General features: G+C 72.9%; 18 protein-coding genes. 6 read left to right on the forward strand and 12 right to left on the reverse strand.

Translation table 11 applies throughout. From position 1 onward, the window contains the following. Window positions 1-55: 55 nt before the first annotated feature. From AB0M43_RS15800 to AB0M43_RS15820, 5 genes are all read left to right on the forward strand, one after another. Entirely contained in the window at window positions 56-796 is a 741-nt protein-coding gene (locus AB0M43_RS15800) for a glycosyltransferase family A protein (RefSeq protein ID WP_363725104.1), read from the forward strand. Beyond that, window positions 793-1,920 carry a cytochrome P450 gene (locus AB0M43_RS15805; protein ID WP_363725105.1) on the forward strand — a complete coding sequence of 376 codons (1,128 nt, stop codon included), beginning with the start codon at window positions 793-795 and terminating at the stop codon, window positions 1,918-1,920. The genes AB0M43_RS15800 and AB0M43_RS15805 overlap by 4 nt, the downstream gene beginning before the upstream one ends. Next, entirely contained in the window at window positions 1,920-3,524 is a 1,605-nt protein-coding gene (locus AB0M43_RS15810) for a class I adenylate-forming enzyme family protein (RefSeq protein WP_363725107.1), read from the forward strand. Before AB0M43_RS15805 ends, AB0M43_RS15810 begins: the two co-directional genes overlap by 1 nt. Before the next feature lie 126 nt (window positions 3,525-3,650). Next, window positions 3,651-4,538, forward strand: a complete 888-nt coding sequence (locus AB0M43_RS15815; RefSeq protein ID WP_363725109.1) for an NAD-dependent epimerase/dehydratase family protein — start codon at window positions 3,651-3,653, stop codon at window positions 4,536-4,538. A 218-nt stretch (window positions 4,539-4,756) separates the two neighbouring features. After that, the gene (locus AB0M43_RS15820; RefSeq protein ID WP_363725111.1) at window positions 4,757-5,416 is read left to right on the forward strand and encodes a GDSL-type esterase/lipase family protein; all 660 of its coding nucleotides are present in this window, start codon (window positions 4,757-4,759) and stop codon (window positions 5,414-5,416) included. A gap of 269 nt (window positions 5,417-5,685) precedes the next feature. On the opposite strand, the gene AB0M43_RS15825 is transcribed toward AB0M43_RS15820, so the two are convergent. The 3 genes from AB0M43_RS15825 to AB0M43_RS15835 form a co-directional block, all read right to left on the reverse strand. Continuing rightward, entirely contained in the window at window positions 5,686-6,381 is a 696-nt protein-coding gene (locus AB0M43_RS15825) for an alpha/beta hydrolase (RefSeq protein WP_363725113.1), read from the reverse strand. Next, window positions 6,371-7,189 (reverse strand): methyltransferase domain-containing protein, encoded by an 819-nt coding sequence (locus AB0M43_RS15830; RefSeq protein WP_363725115.1) that lies wholly within the window; start codon window positions 7,187-7,189, stop codon window positions 6,371-6,373. Before AB0M43_RS15830 ends, AB0M43_RS15825 begins: the two co-directional genes overlap by 11 nt. A 69-nt stretch (window positions 7,190-7,258) precedes the next feature. After that, window positions 7,259-9,361, reverse strand: coding sequence for a malonic semialdehyde reductase (locus tag AB0M43_RS15835; RefSeq protein ID WP_363725117.1), 2,103 nt, complete (start codon window positions 9,359-9,361; stop codon window positions 7,259-7,261). Window positions 9,362-9,529: 168 nt separating this feature from the next. On the opposite strand from AB0M43_RS15835, the gene AB0M43_RS15840 reads away from it, so the two are divergent. After that, complete coding sequence (locus tag AB0M43_RS15840; RefSeq protein WP_363725118.1) at window positions 9,530-10,045, forward strand: cupin domain-containing protein; 516 nt, start codon at window positions 9,530-9,532, stop codon at window positions 10,043-10,045. A gap of 53 nt (window positions 10,046-10,098) precedes the next feature. On the opposite strand, the gene AB0M43_RS15845 is transcribed toward AB0M43_RS15840, so the two are convergent. The 9 genes from AB0M43_RS15845 to AB0M43_RS15885 form a co-directional block, all read right to left on the reverse strand. Further along, the gene (locus tag AB0M43_RS15845; RefSeq protein WP_363725120.1) at window positions 10,099-10,557 is read right to left on the reverse strand and encodes a luciferase family protein; all 459 of its coding nucleotides are present in this window, start codon (window positions 10,555-10,557) and stop codon (window positions 10,099-10,101) included. Next, window positions 10,554-11,561 carry an SUMF1/EgtB/PvdO family nonheme iron enzyme gene (locus tag AB0M43_RS15850; protein WP_363725122.1) on the reverse strand — a complete coding sequence of 336 codons (1,008 nt, stop codon included), beginning with the start codon at window positions 11,559-11,561 and terminating at the stop codon, window positions 10,554-10,556. Before AB0M43_RS15850 ends, AB0M43_RS15845 begins: the two co-directional genes overlap by 4 nt. Beyond that, a complete protein-coding gene (locus tag AB0M43_RS15855; RefSeq protein ID WP_363725124.1) occupies window positions 11,558-13,252 on the reverse strand; it encodes a WD40 repeat domain-containing protein in 1,695 nt (564 codons plus the stop codon). The genes AB0M43_RS15850 and AB0M43_RS15855 overlap by 4 nt, the downstream gene beginning before the upstream one ends. Next, window positions 13,249-14,517 (reverse strand): MFS transporter, encoded by a 1,269-nt coding sequence (locus AB0M43_RS15860; RefSeq protein ID WP_363725126.1) that lies wholly within the window; start codon window positions 14,515-14,517, stop codon window positions 13,249-13,251. The genes AB0M43_RS15855 and AB0M43_RS15860 overlap by 4 nt, the downstream gene beginning before the upstream one ends. A 5-nt stretch (window positions 14,518-14,522) precedes the next feature. Further along, window positions 14,523-16,421 (reverse strand): hypothetical protein, encoded by a 1,899-nt coding sequence (locus tag AB0M43_RS15865; protein ID WP_363725127.1) that lies wholly within the window; start codon window positions 16,419-16,421, stop codon window positions 14,523-14,525. Between the two features lie 367 nt (window positions 16,422-16,788). Then, window positions 16,789-17,799: a hypothetical protein gene (locus tag AB0M43_RS15870; RefSeq protein ID WP_363725129.1), complete on the reverse strand. Its 1,011-nt coding sequence runs from the start codon at window positions 17,797-17,799 to the stop codon at window positions 16,789-16,791. Window positions 17,800-17,808: 9 nt separating this feature from the next. Then, the gene (locus AB0M43_RS15875; protein ID WP_363725131.1) at window positions 17,809-19,704 is read right to left on the reverse strand and encodes an anthranilate synthase family protein; all 1,896 of its coding nucleotides are present in this window, start codon (window positions 19,702-19,704) and stop codon (window positions 17,809-17,811) included. Continuing rightward, window positions 19,701-21,302: an FAD-dependent monooxygenase gene (locus AB0M43_RS15880; protein ID WP_363725133.1), complete on the reverse strand. Its 1,602-nt coding sequence runs from the start codon at window positions 21,300-21,302 to the stop codon at window positions 19,701-19,703. Before AB0M43_RS15880 ends, AB0M43_RS15875 begins: the two co-directional genes overlap by 4 nt. Before the next feature lie 127 nt (window positions 21,303-21,429). Next, entirely contained in the window at window positions 21,430-24,279 is a 2,850-nt protein-coding gene (locus AB0M43_RS15885) for an AAA family ATPase (protein WP_363725134.1), read from the reverse strand. Window positions 24,280-24,394: the final 115 nt, after the last annotated feature.

A 24,394-nucleotide genomic window follows, 5' to 3' on the forward strand; every position in this document is an offset into this window, starting at 1 on the left:
CCGGAGACCCGGGAGACGGGCGGCTCCGCTGTCCGGCGGGATGCGAGGTGCGCGCGTGAGCCTCTGGGTCATCGTCCCCGCCTACAACGAGGCGCGCGGCATCCTGCCCACCCTGCAGGCGCTCGCCGCCCAGCTCGACCGCGACTTCACCCTCGTGGTCGTCGACAACAACTCCACCGACGGTACGGCGACCGTGGTGCGGGCCTTCGACTTCCCCGGCGCGCACCTGATCCACGAACCCGTCAAGGGCACGGGGGCGGCGGCGGACACCGGGATGCGGTACGCGATCGCGCACGGGGCGACCCTGCTCGCCCGGACCGACGCGGACTGCCTGCCGGCCCCCGACTGGACCCGGAGCGTGCGCCGGTGCTTCGACGCGGGGCTCGAACTCGTCGGCGGCCAGCTCATCCCCCGGACCGACGACGTGCCGGTGAGCGCCTGGCGCCGGGGGCTGCTGCTCGCCGCCGTCGAGGTCGCCGTGGTGTTCGGCAAGCTGCGCAAGGGCAACCGGGGGGCCGAGTACCTGGGGCCGTACATCATGGCGCCGGGCTGCAACATGGCCATCACCGCCGACATGTACGAGCGCTCCGGCGGCTTCCCCCGCACGAGGATCGAGGAACTGCACGAGGACCGGGCGCTGGTCAACGCGGTGCGCCGGCTGACCACGGCCTACGCGTACCGGCGCGACGTCCGGGTGCGCGGATCCGTGCGGCGGGCGCACGCGTGGGGGCTGCGCAGGACCCTCGCGTGGTACGCCGACCACCGGTACAAGCCCGAGATCGTGGACATCCGGTGACCGCCTGGGAGGAGAGGGTGCAGACGGGGGCGCATCCCGTCGCGTACCGGATGATGCGGTTGATCTGCGCCAGCGGGCCCGTGCGCCGGGTGCCCCGGGTCGGCGTCGTGGTCAGCGATCCGGTGCTGGCCCGGCAGGTGCTGATGGACTCCGACACGTTCACCAAGACCGGGCCCGGCTCGCCGTCGGACCTGTGGACGCCCGTGCTCGGCCCGTCGGTGCTGCTGAACATGGAGGGCGACGCGCACACCCGGCTCCGGCGCAAACTGTCCGGGCTGTTCACGCCCGGGTATGTCCGCGACCTGTGCGAACGGGTGCTGACCGTCCCCCTGGCCCGGTTGCGGGAGGACCTGGCCGACGGCCGCGAGGTCGACCTCGTCCGGGTCGTGCAGGACTGCGCCGGGGCCGTGATCTGCGAACTCGTCGGCCTGCCCGCCGACCGGGTCGCCGAGGCCTACTCCCGGGGCACCGCCATCACGTCCATGGTCCGGCTCGGGCGGCCCCGGCTCACCGACCGGCAGATCCGGCACGCCCGCACCGAACTCGGCGGCCTCACCGCGCCCGCGATCCGGGCCTACCGGGCCGGCGACCCGGCCACCGTGCCCGGTCGGATGCGCGAACTCGGGCTGACCGAGGAGGAGGCGCACGGGGCGGTCGGCGCGTTCGTGCTCACCGGCACCGAGACGCTGGTGTCGTACCTGCCCAGGCTCGTCGCGTTGTGCCACGACACCGGGGTGGCCGTAACTCCGTCCAATCTGGACAGTGTCGTGGTGGAAGGGTTGCGGTACACCGTGCCGTCGCCCGTCATGCTGCGCAGCGTCGCCCGGGCCGGCAGCGTCGGCGGGGTCGCGGTGCGCCCCGGGGACCGGATCGTGATCGCCACCCTGTTCGCCGCCCGGGGCCGCGCGCCGTTCGACCCCGCGCGGCCCGCCGACCCCGACATCCGGCAGCTCTGGTTCGGGGCCGGCGCGCACTTCTGCCTCGGCGCGCCACTGGCCAGGGCGGAGATCGACGCGGTACTCCGCGCGCTGGCCCCCACCGACCGGCTCACCGTCACGTCCCGGGCCGTGGCGAAGCGCGTACTGATTCCCGGCTACTCCCGACTCATGATCCGGAGCCTGTGATGGACCTGGTGGCAGCCGTGTTGACCACCGCCGACGCCGCGCCCGACGCGCTGGCGATCGGGGAGCTGACCTACGGGGAACTCGCCCGCCGGGTGCGGTCGACCGCCGCCGGGCTGGTCGCGGCCGGGTTGGAGCCCGGGGACCGGGTGCTGTTCTCCGTACGGCCCGAGGCGGCCGGGGTCGTGCTGGCCCTCGGGATCGTGGCCGCCGGGGGGACCGTGGTGTTCGCCGATCCGGGGACCGGGCCGGAGCTGTTCGCGGCGCGGTTGGCGTTGGCGGGGCCGCGCTGGGCGGCGGCGGAGTCGTTGTTGTACGCCGCCAGTCGGTACGGGCGGGGGGTGGCGCGGCGGCGGGGGTTGTTGTTGCCGAGTTATCGGGAGCTGCCGGTGCGGCACGTGTATGCGGGGCGGTGGTTGCCGGGGGTGCCGAAGGGGGCGTTGTCGGCGCGGAGGTTGGCGGCTGGAGGCGCGGGTGGGGCTGTGCGCGGCGGCGGGGAGGCGGACCCGGCCCTGGGTGGGGCGGCCGGAGGCGCGGTGTCCGGAGGGTCGGGCGCCCCGACCGGTCCCGGTGGTGCCGTGCCGGCCGGCGGATCCGGGCTCGGCGACCAGGAGGCGCTCATCGTGTTCACCTCCGGCAGCACCGCCGCGCCCAAGGCCGTCGTGCACACCCGGGCCTCCCTGGGCTCCGGCCTGGCGCTGCTCGCCACCCGCTGCCGCCTCGGCCCCGGCGACACCGTGCACACCGACCAACTGATGCTCGGCCTCCCGGCCCTGGTCGCCGGCGCGCACTGGACGATGCCGCCCTACGGGTTCGCCCCCGCCGCCGACCCGGTCCGCTACGGCGCCGGCCTGGCGGGTGCCACGCACGCCTTCTGCGTCCCCGCCGACCTGGCCGTCCTGCTCGACGCGGGCGTCCGCGCGCCCGGCCTGCGCCACCTGTTGATCGGCGGCGCGCCGGTGCTGCCGCCCCTGTTGCGCCGGGCCCGCGAAGCGTTCCCCGACACCGAGATCCTCGCCGTGTACGGCATGACCGAGATCCTGCCCATCGCCATCGCCACGGCCGAGGAGAAGCTCGCGCACACCGGCCCCGGCGACCTGGTCGGCGCGCCGCTGCCGAAGGTCCGGGTGGCCGTCGCGGAGGACGGCGAACTCGTCGTCGCCGGCCCGAACCTGTGCCGGGGCTACCTAGGCCAGCCCCGCCTGGAGGCGCACGCGACCGGCGACCTGGCGACCCTCGACGACGGCCGGCTCGTCCTGCTCGGCCGCAAGAAGGACATGATCATCCGGGGCAAGACCAACGTGTACCCCGGCCTCTACGAACCCACGATCAACACCTTTCCGGGGGTACGCGAGGCCGCGCTCGTCGGGGTGCCCGACGAGATCGGCGACGAGCGGATCGTGTTGGCCGTGGTGGCGGCGGGGAGTGACTCCCCGGTGGGCGGGGAACTCGTGGCCCGGTTGACCGCGAGCCTGCCGCGCCTGATCGACGCCTCGGCGCTGCCCGACGAGATCGTGCTGGTGGACGCGATCCCGACGGTCGGCCGGACCCGGAAGCCGGACCGGGAGGCGTTGCGGCGACTGGTGGGCGGGGTGGGTTGTGAGTGAGGTGTGGCCCGGCGGGGCGGGGGCATCGTGCGGGCCGGGTGGCGCGCGTGTGCGGGGTGGCTTCGCGTGGACCATTCCGAGGTGGGACGGGGCGTTGGGTGGGGCCGGAGTGAGCGGGGGACAGGGGTGAGGGTCGCGGTGACCGGGGCCGGGGGGTTCGTCGGGGGCGCCGTGTGCCGGGGGCTCCGGGACGACGGGCACGACGTCGTCGCCCTCACCCGGCGGGAGTGGGACATCACCACCGGTCCGATGGCCGACCCGCCGAAGGTCGACGCCGTCGTGCACTGCGCCGCCGCCGTCACCGACTGGGGCCCGGTCGGGCCGGCCCGGCGGGCCAATGTCGACGGCACCCGGCACGCGCTGGACACGTTCCCCGACGCCCGGTTCGTGCACGTCTCCACGGCCAGCGTCTACGACCCGTTCCGCCCCACCGTGCGCGCCGCGGAGTCGGAGGCCCCCGCGCGGAGCTTCCTCACCGGGTACGCCGCCACCAAGGCCGCCGCCGAGCTCCTCGTCCTGGCCCGCCCCGACGCCCTCGTGCTCCGCCCGCACGCCGTGTACGGGCCGGGCGACCCGACCCTGCTGCCCCGGGTACTCGGCGCGATCCGGGGCCGCACCCTGTGGATCGTCGGCGACGGCCGGGCCGCCCAGTCGCTCACCTCGGTCGACAACCTGGTGCGTGCCGTCGCCCTGGCGTGCCGGCCCGGGGCTCCCGGGGGCGCGTACAACATCGCCGACGCGGAGCCCGTACCCGTCGGGGAGGCCCTGCGGGACCTGTTGGCGGCGCGCGGCTTGGCGGTCCGGGTCCGGGGCCTGCCCATGGCCCTGGCGTGGCCGCTGGCGGGCGCGTTGGAGGGCGCCTTCCGGCTGGTCGGCGCGCGCAGGCCACCGCGCCTGACCCGGTACGCGATCAGCCACCTGGCCATGGAACGCACCCTGGACCTGACCCGGGCCCGCACCCTCCTCGGCTACGCCCCGACCCCGACCTCCTTCGAGGGCGCCGCCGATTGGTGACATCCCCCCGGCCACGGCTCCAGCCGGCCTGCAACATCCCCCGGCCACGGCTCCAGCCGGCCCGCAACATTGCATCCGCTGAGGGGAAGTTCCCGTTGGCGACGCGAGAATTCCTGGTCGGCGTGGTTCCCCGGCGCTGAGGGCCACCTGCGGCCGTGGGGGTCCCGGGCCCTGGGACGGGCCCCGGTACCGGGCCGGCCGTGGGTAGCATCGGCGAAATGATCACGAATCCGCACGCCATCACGGTGCTCTGCTACGGCGACTCCAACACGCACGGCGAGCGCGCCGAGGAGCAGGACCTGGGCCGGTGGCCCGCCGACGTCCGCTGGACCGGCCAGGTGCAGAACCTGCTCGGCGACGGGTACTACGTCATCGAGGCCGGGCTGGGCGGCCGGACCACCGACGTGGACTACGTCGACCGGCCGGGCCTCAACGGCCGCACCCACCTGCTCCCGACCCTGTACTCGCACAACCCGCTGGACCTGGTGGTGCTGATGCTCGGCACCAACGACGTGAAGAACCTGTTCGGCCGGACCGCGGCTCAGATCGCTGCGGCGGTGGGCGGCCTGCTCGACGACATCGCGGAGTACGGGGCGGACCGTGACGGCCGGCCGCCGAGGGTGCTGGTGTTGTCCCCTGCGCCGTGCGACGAACGGGTGCTCGAGGACGGCGACCGGCCGTACGACGCGGGTTCGGTGGCGGTGTCGCGGGAGTTGGCGGCCGAGTTCGGCAAGGTCGCGGCGGCCCGGGGCGCGGCGTTCGCGGACGCGGGTACGGTCGCCCGGGTCGGCGCGGACGGCATCCATCTGACCCGGGGCTCGCACGACACCCTGGCCGCCCTGGTCGGCACCTGGATCACGGAGAACCTGGCCCTCTGACGCCCGGTGCCCTCGCGCGTCGCGACGTCCGAGCCCGGCCCGGACGCGCCGCTCCCCGACCGGGCGCCCCCGGTGGCCTCCCCGTCGATGTGCCGATGCCCCCGGGTCGGAAACGTGGCGTAACCATCTTGTGGTCTGAAGGGGTTTCCGGCCCGCCGGAGGTGTTCCGACGGGCCAGCCCCGAGCGGACCAACGCTCCGGCGGGCCAACCCCGAGCGGCCGACACTCCGGCAGGCCAGCCCCGATCAGCCCAGCCCCGCCAGCCCCGATCAGACCAGCCGGGAGTGCAACAGATCGGCGAGCTCGGCCGGGTGGTTCAGGAACGGCGAGTGCCCCGAGTCGAACTCGGCGACATCGGTGATCCCGGCCCTGGCCAGCATCTCCCGCTGCAACCCGGTCGGCACGGACTGGTCCTGGGTCGTCACGACGTAGGTCGACGGGATCGTCTGCCACCCGGCGGCCAGCACCTCCTGCCCGAAGGAGGCGGCCGACTGCGGCTGCAACCGGGCCTCGGCGCCCGCGGCCACGTCGGCGTCGACGTCGCTGTAGAACAGTTTGCTGCCCCACCCGGCGGCGACGCTGATCAGCCCGTCCTTGAACTCGATCCACGGCGCGTTGCCGCCCCCGGTGAGGGCGCGCATCGAGTCGCCGACCCGGGGCAGGAACGCGGCCACGTAGATCAGCTGGGTGACGTTGGGCAGTTCCGCCGACGCTTCGGTGACCACCACGCCACCGAAGGAGTGCCCGACGAGCACGACCGGCCCGTCGATGGCCCGCACGGTCTCGCGGACGAGGGCGACGTCGGAGCGCAGGTCCCCGACGGTGGCCGGGTCGGTGCCGTGGCTGGTCAGTTCGACGAGCTGGACGTCGAGGCCGTGCCGGCGCAGCTCGGGGACGAACGGTTCCCAGAACCATGTGCCGTGCCACGCGCCGTGCACGAGAACGAGGGTCGGCTTACTCGACACGGGTGCCTCCGACGACGAATCCGGTGATGGACTGGAAGAACTGGCCCTTGACCTGGGCCTCGATCAGCGGCTCCCACCAGGCGGTGAGCTGCTCGGCGCTGAGCTTGAGGTCGCCCGAGGCCTGGGCGGCGGCGAGCCGGCCGGAGGTGACCATCCGGTAGAACTCGAACGGCATGAGCACGGTCTGCGGGGCGACGGTGACGTCGGCGAGGCCGAGTTCGAGGAAGCGGCGGCGGAGCTGCCGGCCGCACCAGCTGTTGTGCCCGTCGGACAGGGTGCGGATGATCTCGCGGGTGGTGGCGAGGTCGGGGTGGTCGATGGTGGTGGTGTCGAAGTCGTAGTCGAAGGCCGCCACCCGGCCGCCGATCCGGGTGACCCGGACGAGCTCGGCGACGGTGGCGGGGATGTTCTCGCAGTGCATCAGCATCAGCTTGGCGCGGACGGCGTCGAAGGACTGGTCGTCGAAGCTGATGGCGCGGCCGTCGTCGACCCGGAACTCGACGGGCAGGTCGGAGCCGGCGCTGCGCTGCTGGGCCACCTCGATCATGGCGGCGCTGAGGTCGGTGCCGATCACGAGGCCGTCGGCGCCGACCAGGGCGGCCAGTTCGCGGGCGTCGTCCCCGGTACCGCAGCCGACGTCGAGCACGGTGGCCCCGCCCAGGTCGCCCATGTCGGCGGCCAGCTGCCGCCGGGCGCGCGCGTACTCGGGCAGGGCGTTCGCGCGGTCCATGAAGGTGATGAACCACGATTCGTCCGGCGCGTCGTCCACAGTGGTGAACTGGGCGACGTTGCCAGTGGAAGTCGTCATGAGGTGCTGGCCTCCTTCAGCCATCAGGGGTGGTGCCGGACGGGCGGTGGCCCGTCCGGCACCCGGGGGTCAGACCGTGCGGACGATCTCGCTGTACTCCAGGCGCGGCAGCCGGTCGTACCACGCGCCCTCGCCGGGCTTGCCGACGTTGATGACCGCGATGGCCCGGTGGTTGCCCTCGCCGAAGAACTCCTTGGTGATCGGGTCCACGTTGAAGCCGGTCATCGGGCCGGCGGCGAGGCCGATGGCCCGGACGCCGAGGATGAAGTAGGCGACCTGGAGGCTGCCGTTGAGGACCGCGGACTCCTCGCGGACCGCCGGGTCCGAGAAGAAGACGTCCTTGGCCTGCGGGAAGAACGGGAACTGGCTGGGCAGGTTCTCGTGGAAGTCCAGGTCGATCGCGAGCACCACGGACAGCGGCGCGTTGCGGGTCTTGTCCTGGTTGGCGTCCCACATGTTGTCGACCAGCGTGTCCTTCGCGCCGGCGCTGCGCACGACGGCCACCCGGAGCGGCTGCTGGTTGAAGGAGGTCGGGGCCCACTTCACCAGGTCGTAGATGGCGGCGACCTGTGCGTCGGTCACCGGCTCGTCGGTGAAGGTGTTGGCCGTGCGGGCCTGCCGGAACAGCAGGTCCTGAGCCTGGTCGTCGAGTACGTAACTCACTGGGGCACTTTCCTTTCCTTGGTGGGAACTCTGGGGTGCGGCCGCGTCTCCGGCGGGGGCCGCGGGGGCGTGGTCGTCGTGCCCGTGCCCGTGGGGCGCCGGCCGCCAGGTGGCGCGCAGCCACAACATGACCGGCACGGCGAGCAGCGCGAGACCCATCGCGACCCACAGCGCGGCCGAGTGCCCGGCCGTGAGCGCCTCACCGGGGGTGGCGCCGGCCGCCTGCCGCGCGGCGACGACGCTGAGCACCGCGACGCCGAGCGCGCCGCCGACCTGGAGGGTGGTGCTGACCAGCCCGGACGCGGCGCCCATCACGGGGCCGTGCAGGCCGCTGGTGCACACGACGAAGGCGGAGACGATCACGACGCCGCCGCCGAGTCCCCAGACGATGCCGGGCAGCACGGAGGCGGTGAGCACGTTGCCGGTCGGGCTGAGGGCGAGCGCCCACCAGGCCAGTCCGACCGCCTGGATCACCAGGCCGCCGGCCAGCGCGTTGACCGGTCCGCCGACCTTCGCGAAGAGCCGGAAGGCGAGCTGGGAGCCGAGGAAGAAGAACACGCTGATGGGTACGATGCCGAGCGCGGCCTGCACCGGCGAGTACCCCCGGACGAGCTGGAGGTACAGCGTGACGGTGAAGAACACGCCGAACAGCAGCGCGCCGGCCGCCGCGTTGGCCACGTTGCCGAGCACGACGTTGCGCAGCCGGAACAGCGCGCGCGGGATGAGGGGGGACTGCGCGGTCAGCTGCCGGGCGACGAACCCGGCGAGCAGGACGACACCGGCGACCGCGGCGCCGACGGTGGCGGTGTTCCAGCCCTGGCTGCCGACGTGCAGGACGACGTACAGCAGGAGGCACAGGCTGGAGGTGCTGGTCAGGGCGCCGATCAGGTCCATCCGGCCGTTCGGGTACCGGGTGCCTTCGGGGAGCATCCGCGTCCCGATCACCAGGAGCACGATGACGAGCGGGACGTTGACCAGGAAGGCCCACTGCCAGGAGATGGCCGTGAGCGCCCCGCCGATGATGGTGCCCGCCGCGCCGGCGACCCCGCCGATGCCGCCGAAGATGCCGAGCGCCTTGTACCGGTCCGGCCCGTCCTTGAACGTGTCGGTGACCAGCGCGAGCGCGGCCGGGGCCACGACGGCCGCGCCCAGGCCCTGGGCCGCGCGGGCCGCGATGATCTCCCACGGCGCGGTGGCCAGGCCGCAGGCCAGGGACGCGAGGCCGAAGAACACCATGGCCCCGTAGAGGACCTGGCGGCGGCCGAGCCGGTCGGCCGCCATGCCGCCGAGCAGCATGAAGCCGCCGAAGGTGAGGATGTAGGCGTCCATGACCCACGCCAGGCCGACCTGGGACATCCCCAGGTCGCGCTGGATCGAGGGCAGGGCGACGTACACGATGCCGGTGTCCAGGACGACCATGAACTGGGTTACCGCGAGCAGTGCGAACACCGCCCACGGATTGCGCTCCCGCCGGGCCTCGACGGCCGGGCTGAGTAATGTGCTCTGCATGCGATGACTCCCGAAGTCGTACGGGCGATGGCCGCTCGCGCGGGCCGCTTAATCCGACTTCCAGGGTGTCCGAATAGGGGTGTCCGAACATCACGTGCTCACGTGATCCGGTACGACTCTCTCCGCTGCCACGATGGGCTGGAGTACCAGCTTCATGAGGAGGTGACAGTGAGTAGTAACAAACCGGAGGTGACCCATATCCCGGCCGGCGGGGGGATCGCACTGTGGGTTCCCGAGGAGTCGCCAGCCGTTCTGGTGGACGGCGAGGGCCCGGTCATGTCGTCGTACACTTTCGCGGCGACGGCCGACCTGACGGGCGGTTCGCTATCCCTTGTCGACACGGTGGTGCCGCCCGGGAACGGGCCGCCGAGGCACGCGCACGCCGACGAGGACGAGTCCTTTTTCGTACTCGAGGGTAGTTTCGAGGTGCGGGCAGGTGGAAAAACCTTTGTCATCGACAAGGGTGATTACGCTTTTATTCCGCGCGGTACCGAGCACGTCTGGAAGAACATCGGTTCGGAAACGGCGCGGATGATCCGGATCTACACGCCGGGCGGTATGGAGAAGTTCTTCTCCGCGATCGGTCGGGAGGCCGTTCCGGGTGAGCCGGCACCCCGGCTCACCAACAAGGATGTGCAACGCGCCGTGGACGGTGCGGAGGCGCATTACGCGGCCAAGCACTGAGTACGCTGAACGTCAATGGGGGCCGGCGGATTTCCGCTGGCCCCCATTGACGTTCAGTGCTGTTCGGCGTGGCCGGTCGCGTGGCCGTAGGAGAGCTGGAGAATGGTGCGCGCGACGTCGAGTTCCGTTTCGTCGCGGGGGCCGTAGAGCAGGAGTGCGCCGGACACCGGATGCGAAACTCCCCAGCCGGCGTCGACGGCCGCCTGGAGAATGTCCTTCGGCAGGGTCAGGTGCATGCTGCCGTCGTACGCGGGGTGGAAGTGCGCGAACTCCGTCCCGGCGAGAAAGGCCTCCAGCGGACCCCGGGCCAGAGCCGGGGACAGGTGCAGCGCGCGGGTGCCAGAGATCGCCACGTAGGACGGGCCGACGACGACCCCGGGTAACAGGATGGCCCAGGCGAACAGGCGTTCCTGGATCTCCACCGGGGCGGTCTGCGTCACCTGCTCGTGCGGGTGCGGCCCTGACACCAGCGGCGGTTCACCGCGTCGTTGCGGGAACTCGTGCCGGTTCATCCGTGATCTCCTGTCCTGTTGACGGTCTCCGCCAGCCGGAAACCCATCGCGTAGATCGGACCGTCATACCACCCGTGACGCCGCCGACAACGGGCCAAGTCACCGTATCGCGCAAAGCTCCCGCCGCGCGCCACCCGATACGCCAACCATGTTCCGGCCAGATCGTCCGACACCGCCCTGCCTCCCGGATAAGGACGGTATTCGTCGGCAACGTATTCCTCAACATTGCCGCCCATGTCGTCGAGCCCGAAAGGGCTGCGCCCCGCGGGAAATAGGCCCACCGGTGTGGTCATTAACGGTCCGCCCTCGACTGTGTTCGCTGCGTTGACGTAGAACTGGTCGCCCCACGGATACTCCCGTCCGTCGCCTCCGGAAGCGGCGAACTCCCACTCACTCTCGGTGGGTAGTCGGAACTGGCGGCCGGTTCTCGCGGACAACCAGGTCGCGTATTTGTCGGCGTCCTCGGGTCGCACCGTCCATACCGGGTGATTCGCCCTGGGATGCGGATATCGCCCGAAGTTCCAGGAGCTGGGCAGGGACAGCGCGCCGGTGTCGAGCAGGTAGAGCCGGTACTCGAGGTTCGTGACGGGAAACCGCGCTATCCGGTACGCCGCCAGCTCCACCGTGTGCTCCGGCACCTCCTTCTCGATCCACTCGGGGAGTACCCCGACCTCGCGCCATTCCCGGACGACCCGGTCCACCTCGTGCCCGGGCAGCCCGATCCGGACCCGGCCCCCGGGCACGTCGAGCATCCGGGGCGCGAACGGTTCGATCCGCGGGTCGCCGGTCAGCGCGAGGACGTGCCCGGCGGCGAACCTCCGCTCGAACTCGACGGTCGGGTCCTCCGCGATCAGGACCAGCTTCTCCGGGTCCAGCCGGAACAGGTCGCGGTTGCGTTCGTAGAGGTCGCCGTGCGGGCGGTCGAGGAAGACGGCGGGCAGGCCCATGGCGACGCGCGGGTCGACGTGGTTGGGCTGGATCGGGACCGCCGACCGGGCGTTCACCGGGGCACCTCGTAGACCTGCCCGTCGTACGCGCTGGCCAGGAAGATCCCGCGGCCCGCGTCGTAGGCGAGCGAGGAGATGCCCGAGGTGGTGGGCCGGTGGGTGTCCGCCCAGGTCTCGGTGATGGTGTCGTAGACCGCGATCCGGCCGTCGTAGGCGCCGGTGGCCACGTGCACGCCGTCCGGGCTGGCCGCGACGCACTTGATCGAGTGCTCGTGCGGGGTGTGCAGGGTCGCCACGTGGAAGTCGGCCGACCACAGCCGCAGCGTCCGGTCCCGGCTGACGCTCGCGAACCGGCCGGCGCTGAGCGCGGCGCACCCGTTCACGATCTTGTCGTGCGCGGCGGGTACCCGGCGGATCAGCTGGTACGTCTCCGCGTCGTGCCACGCGACCCCGCCGTCAGCGCACACCGAGAAGATCATGCCCCCGGAGACGGCCACGCCCTTGATCGCGTTGGCGTGCAGCTGGACGTCCACGACCCGCTCCGGGGTGCCGTCGAGCCGGAGCACGATGCCCTCGCCGGTGTACGCGCCGACCACCGCGTGCCAGCCCGTCGCGGTGTGGAACACGGCCGCGCAGTTCAGGGGGGAGCGGTGCCGGTGCAGTACCCGTCCGGTCCGGGCGTCGAAGATCTGCCCCAGCTGCCCGCCGGCGAGCACCGGCCCGGACGGGGACGGGGTGAGGAAGTTGGCGAGGCTGCCGAGGACCGCCTGTTCCGTGCGCCGGCCCTCCGCGACCCGCCACACGACGCCCGCGTCCCCGGCCGCCCACACCCCGTCGGGGGTGCCGCACACCGCGTTCAGGCCCTGGGTCGGCGGCACCTCCTCGTCCAGCCACCGGTCGGCGGCGTAGTCGTAGGTCCGGTACAGGGCGCCGAACGTGCCGAACACCAGGGTCGAGTCCGCCGCGAACGCGCACGACCGGGGCCAGACGTCCGGCGGCAGGTCCGCGCCGCCCGCCGGGGTCAGGGTGCCGCCGGCCACGTGCCACAGCCGCAGGGTCCGGTCGTAGCTCAGGCTGACCAGCAGGCCCTGTTCCGCGCCGAGCACGAGGCGCTTGACGCCGGCGGCGTGCGCGGGGAGCGCCTTGCGGTTCCCGTCCGTGATCACCAGGATCTCGCCCTCGTCGTTGCCGGCGTAGATCGTGCCGTCCGCGCCGATCGCCACCGTGTCCGTCTCCACCCCGCCGAGGTCCATGTCCTCCACCAGCGCTCCGGTCTTGAGGGACCAGCGCTTGACCGTGCCGTCGTCGCTGGAGCTGATCAGTTCCGTGCCGTCGTGCGACCAGACCACCGAGATGACGTCCGCTGTGTGCCCGGCGAACCGGTGGGTCAAACGGCCGGTGAGGTCGTACAGCCGGATCCGGTGGTCCCGGGAGGCCGTGGCGACCAGCGCCCGGTCGGGGTGGAACGCGGCCATCTCCACGTCGTCCTCGTGGTCGGCGAGGACGGCCAGCAGCCGCAGGTCGGGTACCGACCACAGCCGGGCCGTGTAGTCGCTGGACGCGGTGACGAGTACCCGGCCGTCGGGGCTGAACGCGCACTGGTTGGCCAGGTGGTCGTGGCTGACCCGGGTGAGCGCCCGGCGGCCGCGCTGGTCGAAGAGGATGACCTGGTTGTCGTAGCCGGCGGTGGCCACGTACTCGTCGCGGTACGTGGCGATCCCGCTGATCGGCGCGCGGTGCCCGATCATGCCGCGCTCGCCGGGGCCGGAGTGTCCATGGTGGTGCCTCCAGGGTCGACGGCGCGCGACGGGTGCCAGGCGCGCCAGGTTCGGGCCAGCCACAGCAGGCCGGTCAGTTCGAGGACGCCGAGGACCGCGAAGGTGGCCGAGGGGCCGACGGCGGCGGAGATCGGCGGGATGAGCAGCGGTCCGGCGAGTACGGCGGCGCCCTGGATCAGGCCGAGGATGCCGCCGGCCCGGCCGAGCGCGTCGGCGGGCAGGTACCGGATGAGCATCATGTCGTCGGCCACCGACAGCGCGCTCTGGAACGCGAACGCCGCCACGAGCCCGACCACGAACACCGGCAGCGCGCCGGAGGCCATCACGAGCATGCTGAGCCCCATGCCGACGGTGCCGACGAGGACCAGGCCCCGGTAGCCGAACCCGCGCCGTTCGGAGACGACCAGGGTGCCGACCACCATGGCGATCCGGACCGCGACGAGGATGCCGCTGACCGCCTGGGCGGAGATCCGCCACTCGTCGGACAGCCGGAAGATCGCCAGGGTCATGGTGCCGGCGGTGCCGACGAGCAGCATCGGGAGCATGACCAGGGTGGCGTTGAGCATCAGGGGCCGTTCGCGGAGTACCCGCCAGCCGTCGGCCAGGTCCCGGGTGAAGCCGGTCCGTTCCCGGGGGGCGACGCGCGGCGGGTGCACGCCGGCCAGCCAGACCCCGATCGGGGCCAGGAACGTGGCCACGTTGACCCACAGCAGGCCGGCGTAGCTGATCCGGGTCAGGGCGAGGGCCACCAGGAGCGGGCCGACGACGTTGGTGACGACGTACAGGCTGCCGAGGGAGCCGCGGGCGCGGACCGCGTTGGCCGGGAACATGCTGGCCACACCGGTCATCCAGCCCATCCGGTACATCGCGCCGCCGACCTGGACGAGCGCGCCGAACACGAACAGCGGCCAGAGCGGCGCGCGCTCGCCGAGCCCGAGCAGGTTGAGGGCCACGGCGGCGACCAGCTGGACGAGGAGCCCGGGGACCACGAGCGCGCGCGGCCCCCACCGGTCGACGACCGTGCCGAGGACCGGGCCGAGCAGCAGGGTGGCCGGGGTGAGCGCGACGAGCAGCGACATCACGACGAGGGAGCCGGTGAGCTGGAAGACGAGCAGGGGCAGCGCGACCGTGTACACGGCCTCGCCGAGGTTGTTGACCGTGTTGCCCGCCGCGAACACGCGGAACCTGCCGTCCCGCCACGGGGAGACGACGGGCGGGGCCGTCAGGAGCGCCATCGCGGTTACCGGACCGTCGTGGTGACGGACGGCAGCCCCGGGCGGGGCAGGGACAGGTCACGCAGCCGGGTGAACGCCGGCTCGGCGCCGCCGGTGTAGCGGTACAGGCTCAGGTAGCCGCCGCGCCCGCCGACCGCGATCACGTGCCCGGCGCCGAAGGGCAGCACCGCGAGGCCCTTGGGGAAGTCGGGCAGGTCCTCCACCAGGGCGAGGATCTCGGCGGTGGCCCGGTCGTAGGCGGCGAGCTGCACGCCGTAGGACACCGCGTAGACGACGTCGTCGAGCAGGACCCCGTTCTCGACCGTGTTGTCGAGGAGCTCGTTCCACCGGGCGGTGACCTCGCGGGTGCCGAGGTCGAGTTCCTTGACCCCGTTCTCGCCGCTGATCACCAGGGTGGTCGCGGAAGACCACATCCTTTTCGGGTACTCGTCGGTGTCGACCTCCCACAGTACCTCCGCCGAGTCGGCGCGCAGCACCGTGACCACCCCGTTGCCGGCCGCCACCGCCCGCTCGCCGGTCGCCAGGTAGCAGCCGGCCCACAGCGAGGCGTCGCCCAGCCGCACGTGGTCGAGCCGGGCCCCGGTCCGGGCGTCGAGCTCGACGGCCCCGTCGTTCGTGCAGGCCAGCAGGCGGGTGTGGTCGGGGGAGGCGGCCACGGTGTGCGCGAGCGCGCCGAGCCGGTGCCGCCAGCGGACCTCGCCGTCCACGTCGGCCCGGAAGACCCAGCGGTCCCGGGTCAGGCCGATCCAGCCGTCCGGCACGGCGAGTACCCGTCGGGTGAAGCCCAGACCGGTCACGTGGTGCTCCAGGAGCTGGAGCTGGGGCTCCCCGCGCGGGTCGGCGACGAGGGCCACCACGGCCACCCCGTCGTCGGTGGCCACGTACAGCGTGTCGGGGTCCTCGCACGACGGCTGGATGTCCCACACGCACTGCCGGCGGAAGGGCGCGCGGGCCACCACCTCGAACGTGGCGGCGTCGAGCTGGCAGACCTCCCCGTCCTGGGTGAGGACGTACAGCCGGCCGTCGGCGGCCACCCCGAAGTCGACGAGCTGGTGCGGGAAGCCGTGCACGGTGGAGACGAGGCGCGGGGTGGGCTCGGTGTTGTCGAGCACGTGCAGCACCCCGTCGAAGCCGCCGACGTACACGGTCCGGCAGTCGGGGGACAGGTCGCAGAACTCGATGTCGTCGCGGGCGAGCATCACCTGGTGCAGCACGGTGCCGTGGGCGTCGAGGACGAGTACTCCGTTGACGACGCAGTCGTTCTCGTCCACCCCGTCGTCCTGGGTGGCCCAGAACCGGCCGTGCCGGTGGTCGTACAGGATCCGGTGGATGTTGCCGCCGTCGAGCTTGACCACGTGCGGGAAGTCCAGCTCCGCGAGGGAGCCGAAGAACACCCGGCCGGCCTTGTCGGAGGCCGCGTCGACGTCGGGGTGGTCGGTGCAGAACCACTCCAGCGCCACGTCCTCGGCGAACGACGGCGCGATCCGTTCGACGGTGAACGTCTCGACGTCGAGGACGACGAGCTGCCGGAAGCCGTTGTTGAGGTAGACCCTGCCGTCCTGGATGACCGCGCCCCGGCTGATCTGCGGCGAGGGCTCCTCGCCCTCCAGTAGGTGCGCGTGGTCGCCCACCGCCGCGGCGTCGAGCACGTCGACCAGGTCGAGGGTGTCGAGGCGCCAGCGGAGCAGGGTGCCGCGCTTGTCCTTGCCGATCACCCAGGTGCCGTCGCTGACCAGGGTGTAGACGGGCGCGTGCCCGGCGGGCACGGTGCCGCCCCGTGCCGGGCTCGACCGGACGGGCCGCAGGTTCTCGTCGAGGAGGTGGATCCGTCCCGTGACATCGGAAGCCAGCAGGCCGGCGCCCGGGACAGGCAGGATCCGCACGACGCGGTCGGTCAGTTCCATGGCTGGTTTCCCTTCGCGGGAGAGGAGAGGAAAGGGTCGTGCCGCGGAGGTCGCCCCCCCGCGGCACGTACTCGGCCTGCGGCGGCGGTCCCCGGTGCCATGGGGGCACCGGCAGTCTCGGACCGCCCGCGCCGCCTAGAGGGCGACGGCCTTGCGGGCGGCGACGCCCCGACGGATCGGCTTGCGGGTCATGGAAACACCTCCTCTCGGGGCTGGGGGACGGGTGGCCGGACCGGGGGAGCTGGGGGAAACCCGGTCCGGAGCTGGGGAGGGGCAGGCTTTCGATGCACTAAGAGTCCCGTTTGTGGATCCCTTTTCGTTCCCGCCGCGTTCCTGCCCGGTCACGCAGCGGCAGCACTTGTTCCTGTCACGCCGCGACGGCCCCGGCCAGCGCGACCCCCACCGCGCCCAGCGCCCGGGCCGCGGTGGCCTGGGCCTGCGCGGTCTTGCGGCGCAGCAGCGGGTCGTCGCTCATCACGGTCGGGTTGATCGCCATCCGGGACGTCGCCCAGAAGACCCCACCGTTCCGGCGGTCCGTCAGCTCCTCCAGCACCCGGACCGCCTCGTTGCGGGCAGCCCAGGCGTCGATCCCGCTGCGGCCCAGCTCGTGGCCGGCCCGCAGGATGTGCCCGGCGTCCACGGCCCGGCGGGGCGGCCGGACCGTCGCGTCGCCCAGCGCGCGGCTCGCGGCCGTGACCAGGGACCCGTCGCCGAGCAGCCGGCCGGCCTGGGCGAGCGCGAGGGCCAGCCGGGCCAGGGTGCCGCACCGGGCCAGGTCCGCCACCGGGTGCGGTTCGACCAGGAGCTGGGCGAGCCGGGCGGCGATCTCCGGCAGCCGGTCGGTGTCCACGCCGTCCTCGCCGACCGCGTGCGCCACGGCCATCGCCTCCACGGCGGCCACGGCCGTCATCGGGGACGCGACCAGCCGGTCCAACGGCCGCCAGGACTCGGTGAGCCGGGCCGGGAACTCGCCGTCGCGGACCGTGCTCAGGCAGCGGTTGAGCACGTCCGCGGCCCGGGTGCGCAGGTAGTCGTCGTCGTTGCGGTCCGCGCCGACGAGCAGGGCGGTGGCCGCGTACAGCTGGTGGCGCAGGGTGCGGATCCGCCAGTCGGGACGGTGCCGCCACCACCGGTCGGCCAGCTCGGCGAACCCGGGGTGCCCGGTGCGGTCCTGGAGGTTGCGCAGCCCCTCCAGGGCCACGGCCAGTTCCTCGTCCAGGTTGTGCTCCGCGAATGCGAACACCGCCGCCGCCTGGTCGGTGAGGCCCTTGTCGGTGGACAACGGCCGGGTACCCGCCGCGTCGGTCGCGCAGTAGACCCCGCCGGCCTGGTGGTCGAGCAGCCGCGTTCCGAGGAAGGTGAGGGATGAGATGGGCATCGTGTCTCCTTAGGAAGCCAACGCCAGGTCGGCGGACGCGCCGCCCCACACGTGGCTGAGCAGGTGGCCGACGATCGCGGGGCCGTTGCGGGTGAGTACCGACTCCGGGTGGAACTGCACGGAGGCGAACTCGGCGGCGCGCAGCGCGTACACGTCTCCGGTGTCCGGGTCCCGGCTGATCTCGATCTGCCCGGGCAGGCCGACCCGGCGGACCGCGTCCCAGGGGCTGCGCGCGGTGAAGGAGTTGTAGAACCCGACGAGCTCCTTGTCCCCGAACAGGTCGATCTCCTTCTGCAGCCCCTGGTTCGGGGTGTCGCGGCGGACCACGTCGAAGCCGAGTACCGAGGAGAGGATCTGGTGTCCGAGGCACACGGACAGGAACGGGATCTTCTCGGCGAGCGCGCGCTGGGTGAGCCGGCGCAGGGTGGCGATCTTCGGGTGCGCGTGCTCGTTCGGGTCGCCCGGGCCGGGGCCGAAGACGACGAGGTCGAAGCCGTCGAAGTCGGTGACCGTGTCGTAGCGGCGGACGTCGGGGCGGACGCCGAGCGCGCCGAGCTGGTGGCCGAGCATCGCGGTGAAGCGGTCCTCGTTGTCGATCACCAGGGCGCGGATGCCGGCGAGGGCTTCGAGGGTCTCGTCGGGGGCGGGGCCCTGGCGGAGCCAGAACTGGGCGAGATTGACGTTGCGGGATTCGAGGGCGCGCAGGACGCGGGGGTGGGCGGCCAACCGGCGGGAGCCTGGGATGTACGCCGAGCGGGTCACGCCGGCCGTCGGGCTGAACGCCGAGAGCACGCCGGCCACCTTCGCCCGGGTCTCCGCGACCTCCGAGTCCGGGTCGGACAGCCGGACGAGCGTGGCCCCCACCCCGATCCGCAGGGCGCCGGCCGCGTCGATGTCGGCGGTGCGGATCACGATCGCGGAGTCCATGGTCTGGCGGCCCGCGTCGTCCACGCCGATCAGGGCGAGCACCCCGCTGTAGTAGCCGCGTCCCGTGGGCTCGTGCCGGGCGATCACCCGGAACGCGCTCTCCAGCGGGCTGCCGGTCACGGTCGGGGCGAACATGGTCTCCCGGAGGATGGCGCGCGCGTCGAGTCCGGTGCTGCCCTCGATGAAGTACTCGGTGTGCGCCAGCCGCGCCATCTCCCGCAGCTCCGGCCCCCGGATGGTCAGCCCGGGCGCGCAGATCCGGGCGAGCATCTTCAACTCCTCGTCGAGGACCATGAACAGCTCCTCGGCCTCCTTGCGGTCGGCGAGGAACCCGAGGACGCCGCCCAGTTCGGGGCCCTGGTCCGGGTAGCGGTACGTGCCGCTGATCGGGTTCATGACGACCGTGCCGTCGGTCAGGCTGACGTGCCGTTCGGGGGTGGCGCCGATGAACGTGCGGGTGCCGGTGTGCACGAGGAAGGTCCAGTACGAGCCGACCTCGGCCAGCAGCAGCCGCCGGTACAGCGCGAGCGCGGTGTGCCGGGAGAAGTTCGGGACGCTCGCGGCGAACGACCGCCTGATCACGAAGTTCGCGCCCTCGCCGTGCCCGATCTCGTCGGCGAGGATGGTGCGCACGATGGCCGCGTACTCCTCGTCGGAGACCTCGAAGTCCGCCCCTTCGAGTGTGACCGGGGCGTCGGGGATCCGGGCGACCGCGTCGGCGAGCGCGACGACCCCCCGGTCCCGGACGGTCATCGTCAGGATCGGCTCCGCGTCGTCCCGGCAGGCGTGGCCGTGCTCGGTGATCTGCCGGTAGGGCACGATCGCCAGCACCTCGCCGCCCGGGGCCACGGGCACGTCCTCCAGCCGGTCGAGGCTGGCGAAGTCCCCGGTGAGCAGTTCCAACTCGTCCGGGCGGGTACCCGGCCGGTGCAGCACGACGAACGGATCGTCGCCGGTAAATAAATCATCAAAAATCATCGTGCACCTCCTACAACTCGGTCGAGCACGGCGTTCCAGTCGGCGGGGGCCTCGTCGGCGCGCCAGCAGACGTGCTGGTCGGGGCGGACGAGCACCAGGGCGCGTTCCCAGACCTTGGCGACGGTGTCGTCGTCGATCCGCAGGTACCGCACCGGGATGCCCCGTTCCGCCGCCCGCCGGACGAGCGGCTCCCCGTCGCCCGACGTGTCGACCAGGGTCAGCTCCGGGCCGAGGTGGTCGAAGACGTTGCTGCCGTCGGCGAGCCGCAGGGACGGCGCCCGGCCGCCCGGCCAGGTGGTGGGCACGAGTTCCCGCCACCGCCAGATCGGGGCCGGGCCGTCCTCGGCGCAGATGACGGGGGAGTCGACGTAGCGGTACCCGAAGTGGATGCCGCCGTTGTCGCCCTGGTGGGTCTCCTCGGCCAGGAAGCCGGCGATGTGCTCGCTGGACGCGCCGTCCCGGGCCAGCTGGGCGAACCGGCGCCACACCTCCAGCAGGTTCGCGCACATCTCCCGGTTGAACAGGGCGACGGGGCGGCGCTCGGCCTCGTAGCTGTCGAGGAGTTTGGGGCCGGCCCAGCCGTTGACGACCGCGCCGAGCTTCCAGCCCAGGTCCACGGCGTCGCCGAGTCCGGTGTTCGCGCCGTGCCCGCCGGTCGGGTAGAACTGGTGCGCGGAGTCCCCGGCGAGAAACACGGAGCCTCTGCGGTACGTGGCCGCGACGGCCAGCGCGCCCTCCCACTGCGCGATGCTGAGCACCTCGTCGATGGCGATCCGCACCCCGAGCCGCCGCTGCACGAGCTCGACGGGATCCTCGGTCAGGGTCTCGCCCTCGAAGAGCCGCAGGCTGGCCGTCCAGGTGTCCCGTTCGTCGCGGGACACCAGGGTCACCCCGGACGCCTCGACCGTGACGAAGCCGCGCCCGTGGCTGCGCAGCACGGGGTCGGAGCTCTTGAAGTACACGGAGACGAACTGGGTCCTGGGCCCGTTGTTGTCGGCCCCGATCCCGAGGAACTGCCGGACCGTGGAACTCCCGCCGTCGCACGCGACCAGGTAGCGGGCCCGGATCGTGTGCCACGTGTTGGTGGTCGAGTCGACCACGGTGGCGACCACGCCGGTGTCGTCCTGGTACAGCTCGGTGAACGTCCACCCGTCGCGCACGTCGACCAGCGGGTGCCCGGTGGCGCGCTCCCGCAGGATGCCCTCCAGCAACGAGCCCTGCACCCGCTGGTACGGCTGGGTCGGCGCCGACCCGTCGTTGACCTGCGCGTACCGCTCGACCCACTCGTCGACGGACGCGTGTTCCCAGGTGGCGACGGTCGGCTGGTCGAAGCCGCGGGTCCAGACGAAGTTGGCGTTGTGCTCCGGCCCGATCCCGCCGGCCCGGACCTCGTCGGCGACACCGAGCCGGTGCAGGAGTTCCATGCTCCGGCCGTTGATGTAGTCCATCTTCGGGTGCTTCGACGGCCCGACGGCCCGGTCGATGACCATGCTGGGGACGCCGTGGTGGGCGAGCTCCAGGGCCAGCACGGAACCGACCGGACCGGCGCCGACGATCAGCACCGGTACGGTGAATGCCAAGGATTCGTTGGTGCTCACGGTCGCTACCCCTCACGGTCGGATCTGCGCGATCAGCCTGGTAAGAATGATCGGCAGTTACCGTGAGGGGAGCATCACGCGCTCACGCGATCTGAGCGGCTCCTCGGTGGTTGGGGCAGTTGGCGGCTCAGGCGATCTGCGCCTCCCGGTGGTGGAAGAACTGCCTGGTCAGCTCGACCCGACTCTTGATCCCGAGCTTGCTGAACGCGTGCCGCAGATGACTGTCCACAGTGTGCGGTGACAGGAACAGCCGGGTGGCGGTCTCCCGGTTCGTCAGCCCCTCGGTCACCAGCCGCACCACCCGCAGTTCGGCCTCGGTCAGGCTGTTCCAGCCGGCGCCGGGTTCGGGCCGGAGCTTCGCCTTGCGCCCCCGGACCCGCTCGGCGTCCCCGGTCGCCCCGCAGCCGACCCACACCGCGAGCGCCTCCTCGAACCGGGCGCCGGCCGCCGACTCGTTGCCGGCCGCGAGTTCCGCGACGCCGAGGTCCTCGACCGCCGAGGCCCGGGCCAGGGCCCGCGGGCAGTTCTGGAACAGCTTGACGGCGGTCCGCAGCGCCTCGACGTCCCCGCGCAGCAACCCGTCGGCGTGCGCGGCGGCCCCGGCGAGCGAGCCGACCGACGGGTTGAGTTCCGCGAGCCGCCGGGCCATGGTCACCACGGAGGCGGCCCGGTCCACGGCGCCGGCCCGGAGCGCGAGCCGGACCAGCATCGCCGCGACCCCGTGGTCGAGCCCGAGGAACAGCATGCTCTCGGGCGCGTCGGAGTACACGGCGCCGAGGGTCTCCATGGCCACCCGGTGCTGGCCGGTCGCGGACCGCACCATCGCCATCGCGTACGTCAGCTCGGCCGGCGCCACCCCGATCCCGTCGACGAAAAGCTCCTGGGTCCGGTGCACGTACCCCCGGGCCAGCTCGGTGTCGCCTCGGCGCAGCGCGAGCCGGGCCAGCACGCACAGCAACCGGACCGCGAGCTGCGGCGTCGCCAACTGCTCGGCGAGCTGCATGCCGGCCTCGGCCTCCGCCTGGGCCTCGCCGAGCCGGCCCAGCGCGAGGCGGAGCTGGGCGAGACTGAGGTGCCAGAGGGGCTGTGACCAGGCGGTACCCAGCCGGTCGGCCTCGCGCTGCCCGATCGTGTAGCTGGCCTCCGCCTCGGTGAACCGGTCCTGGGCGACGAGCACCCGGCCGAGCCACAGCCGGGGGTGCCGCAGGGTGGCCGAGCCCCGGTCCCGGTCGGCGGCGGCGACCGCGTCCCGGGCGTCGACCAGCGCGCGGTCGAGGTGCCCGGTCGAGCGGGCGAGCACGCTGCGGGCCGCCAGCCCGAGCACCAGCGCGTCCACGGCACCCCGGGCCGGGTCCGCCCCGAGGTCCAGCGCTGAGCCCGCACCCGAGCCCCCCTCGCCACGAGCCCTGGCCCCGGCCCCGGCCCTGCCCAGCGCACCTCCCGCCGCCTCGGCCAGCGTCACCGCCTCCTCGACGACCGGCCCGGCCGCCCCCAGATCTCCCGCGTCGATCAGCCCGTGCCCGCACACCGCCAGCAACTGCGCCCGCCGCACGTCGTCCAGCCCGGTCATCGCCAACGCCCGCCGGAGGTACTCCACCGCGATCGCCGGCTGCCCCGCGTGCCGGCTGGCCTCCGCGAGCCCCACCAGGACCGCCGCCTCGTCACCCACCGTGCGCACACTCCGCAGCGCTGCCTCGCCCAGCTCCCGGGCCTCCGCCATCCGCCCGGCCGACGCCAGCAGGCGCACCGCCTCGGCGGCCAGCCCGGGCCGGGCCGGGTCGAACTCGCCGAGCAGGTCGAGCATCCGCAGCACCAGATCGGCCGCCGCGCCCGGCGCGCCCCGACCGGTGAGCTGCGCCGCCGCGCGCAACACCTCCAACGGGTCCGTACTCCCGCCCCGCACCAGGTGCTCGGCCACCTCGACGGGGGAGGCGCCCTGGGCTTTGCGGACGGCGGCGGCCTCGCGGTGCAGTACCCCTCGAACGGGTCCTGAAAGATTGTTGTAGACCGCCTCGCGGATCAGGTCATGGGTGAACGCGACCTGCACACCCTGCTCGGTGAGGAAGTCGTGCGCGATCGCCTCGTCGATGGCGGGCACGAGGTCACCGGCGGTGGACCCGATCAGCGCCGCCGCGTCGTAGGCGGTGAACGGCCGGCCCAGCACCGCGCACCCGCCCAGCATCCGCCGGGTCAGGGGGGACAGCCCGCGCAGCCGGTGACCCACGGCCGCGAGGAAACTCTGGGGCAGCTCGCCGTCGACCACGGTGGCGGTGCCCTTGTTGACCAGGATCTGTCCCGCGTCGACCAGCCCGCGCAGCAGATGCCGCAACAGGAACGGATTGCGCCCCGTCCCGGCCGCCAGGCTCGACACGGTCGCGTCCGGCCGCGCCCCGAGCACCTGCGCGCACAACTCCACCACGGCCTCGTCGTCCAACGGCCCGAGCACGACCCGCCGGGCCCCCTCCGCGACCAGCCGGTCCACCGTGCCCTGCGCGGACAGCTCCGCCGGCGCCACCCGCCGGGTCAGCAGCCACGCCACCCGCTCGCCCGCCAACCGGGGCACCAGCACCCGCAGCGCGAACAGGGTCAACTCGTCGGCCCACTGCGCGTCGTCCACGACGATCAGCACCGGCCTCCGCCGCGCCTCCGCCTCGATCACCGCCCCGAGCCGCGCCACCAGCGCGAACCAGTTGTCCTCGTGCCCGGCCAGCTCCGCCAACTCGGCGGCCTCGACCGCCACCCCCCGCAACGCCGTCATCAGCACCACGGCCCCGGCCCGGTCCACCTCGGCCGCCCGCCCGAGCGCCACACTCATCCCGAGCGCCGCCGCCCGCTCGGCCGCCGCCCGCACCAGCCGCGTCTTCCCGATCCCCGCCGGCCCCTCGACCACCACACACCCACCCGGGCCGCCCACCGTGGCCTCGAGCACCCCCCGGATCTCCGCCAGAGACTCTTCCCGTCCCACGAGCTCGTCCATCAGATGTCCCTCCCCACGCAGCCTTTTGTCGTGGGTACAGGTTCAGCCCAGCCGCTCCCCTTCCGTTCCCGAAGCGTTCCCATGCTTGTTTCCCCAGGTCAACACCATCATCTGG

The organism is Longispora sp. NPDC051575, assembly GCF_040681875.1.
Taxonomy (GTDB): Bacteria; Actinomycetota; Actinomycetes; order Mycobacteriales; family Micromonosporaceae; genus Longispora.

Bases quoted from the DNA above. Each gene is read 5' to 3' on its own strand.
- AB0M43_RS15810 (WP_363725107.1), top strand. From the start codon at position 1,920: ATGGACCTGGTGGCAGCCGTGTTGACCACCGCCGACGCCGCGCCCGAC.
- AB0M43_RS15820 (WP_363725111.1), top strand. From the start codon at position 4,757: ATGATCACGAATCCGCACGCCATCACGGTGCTCTGCTACGGCGACTCC.
- AB0M43_RS15830 (WP_363725115.1), bottom strand. From the start codon at position 7,189: ATGACGACTTCCACTGGCAACGTCGCCCAGTTCACCACTGTGGACGAC.
- AB0M43_RS15835 (WP_363725117.1), bottom strand. From the start codon at position 9,361: ATGCAGAGCACATTACTCAGCCCGGCCGTCGAGGCCCGGCGGGAGCGC.
- AB0M43_RS15845 (WP_363725120.1), bottom strand. From the start codon at position 10,557: ATGAACCGGCACGAGTTCCCGCAACGACGCGGTGAACCGCCGCTGGTG.
- AB0M43_RS15855 (WP_363725124.1), bottom strand. From the start codon at position 13,252: ATGATCGGGCACCGCGCGCCGATCAGCGGGATCGCCACGTACCGCGAC.
- AB0M43_RS15860 (WP_363725126.1), bottom strand. From the start codon at position 14,517: ATGGCGCTCCTGACGGCCCCGCCCGTCGTCTCCCCGTGGCGGGACGGC.
- AB0M43_RS15865 (WP_363725127.1), bottom strand. From the start codon at position 16,421: ATGGAACTGACCGACCGCGTCGTGCGGATCCTGCCTGTCCCGGGCGCC.
- AB0M43_RS15870 (WP_363725129.1), bottom strand. From the start codon at position 17,799: ATGCCCATCTCATCCCTCACCTTCCTCGGAACGCGGCTGCTCGACCAC.
- AB0M43_RS15875 (WP_363725131.1), bottom strand. From the start codon at position 19,704: ATGATTTTTGATGATTTATTTACCGGCGACGATCCGTTCGTCGTGCTG.
- AB0M43_RS15885 (WP_363725134.1), bottom strand. From the start codon at position 24,279: ATGGACGAGCTCGTGGGACGGGAAGAGTCTCTGGCGGAGATCCGGGGG.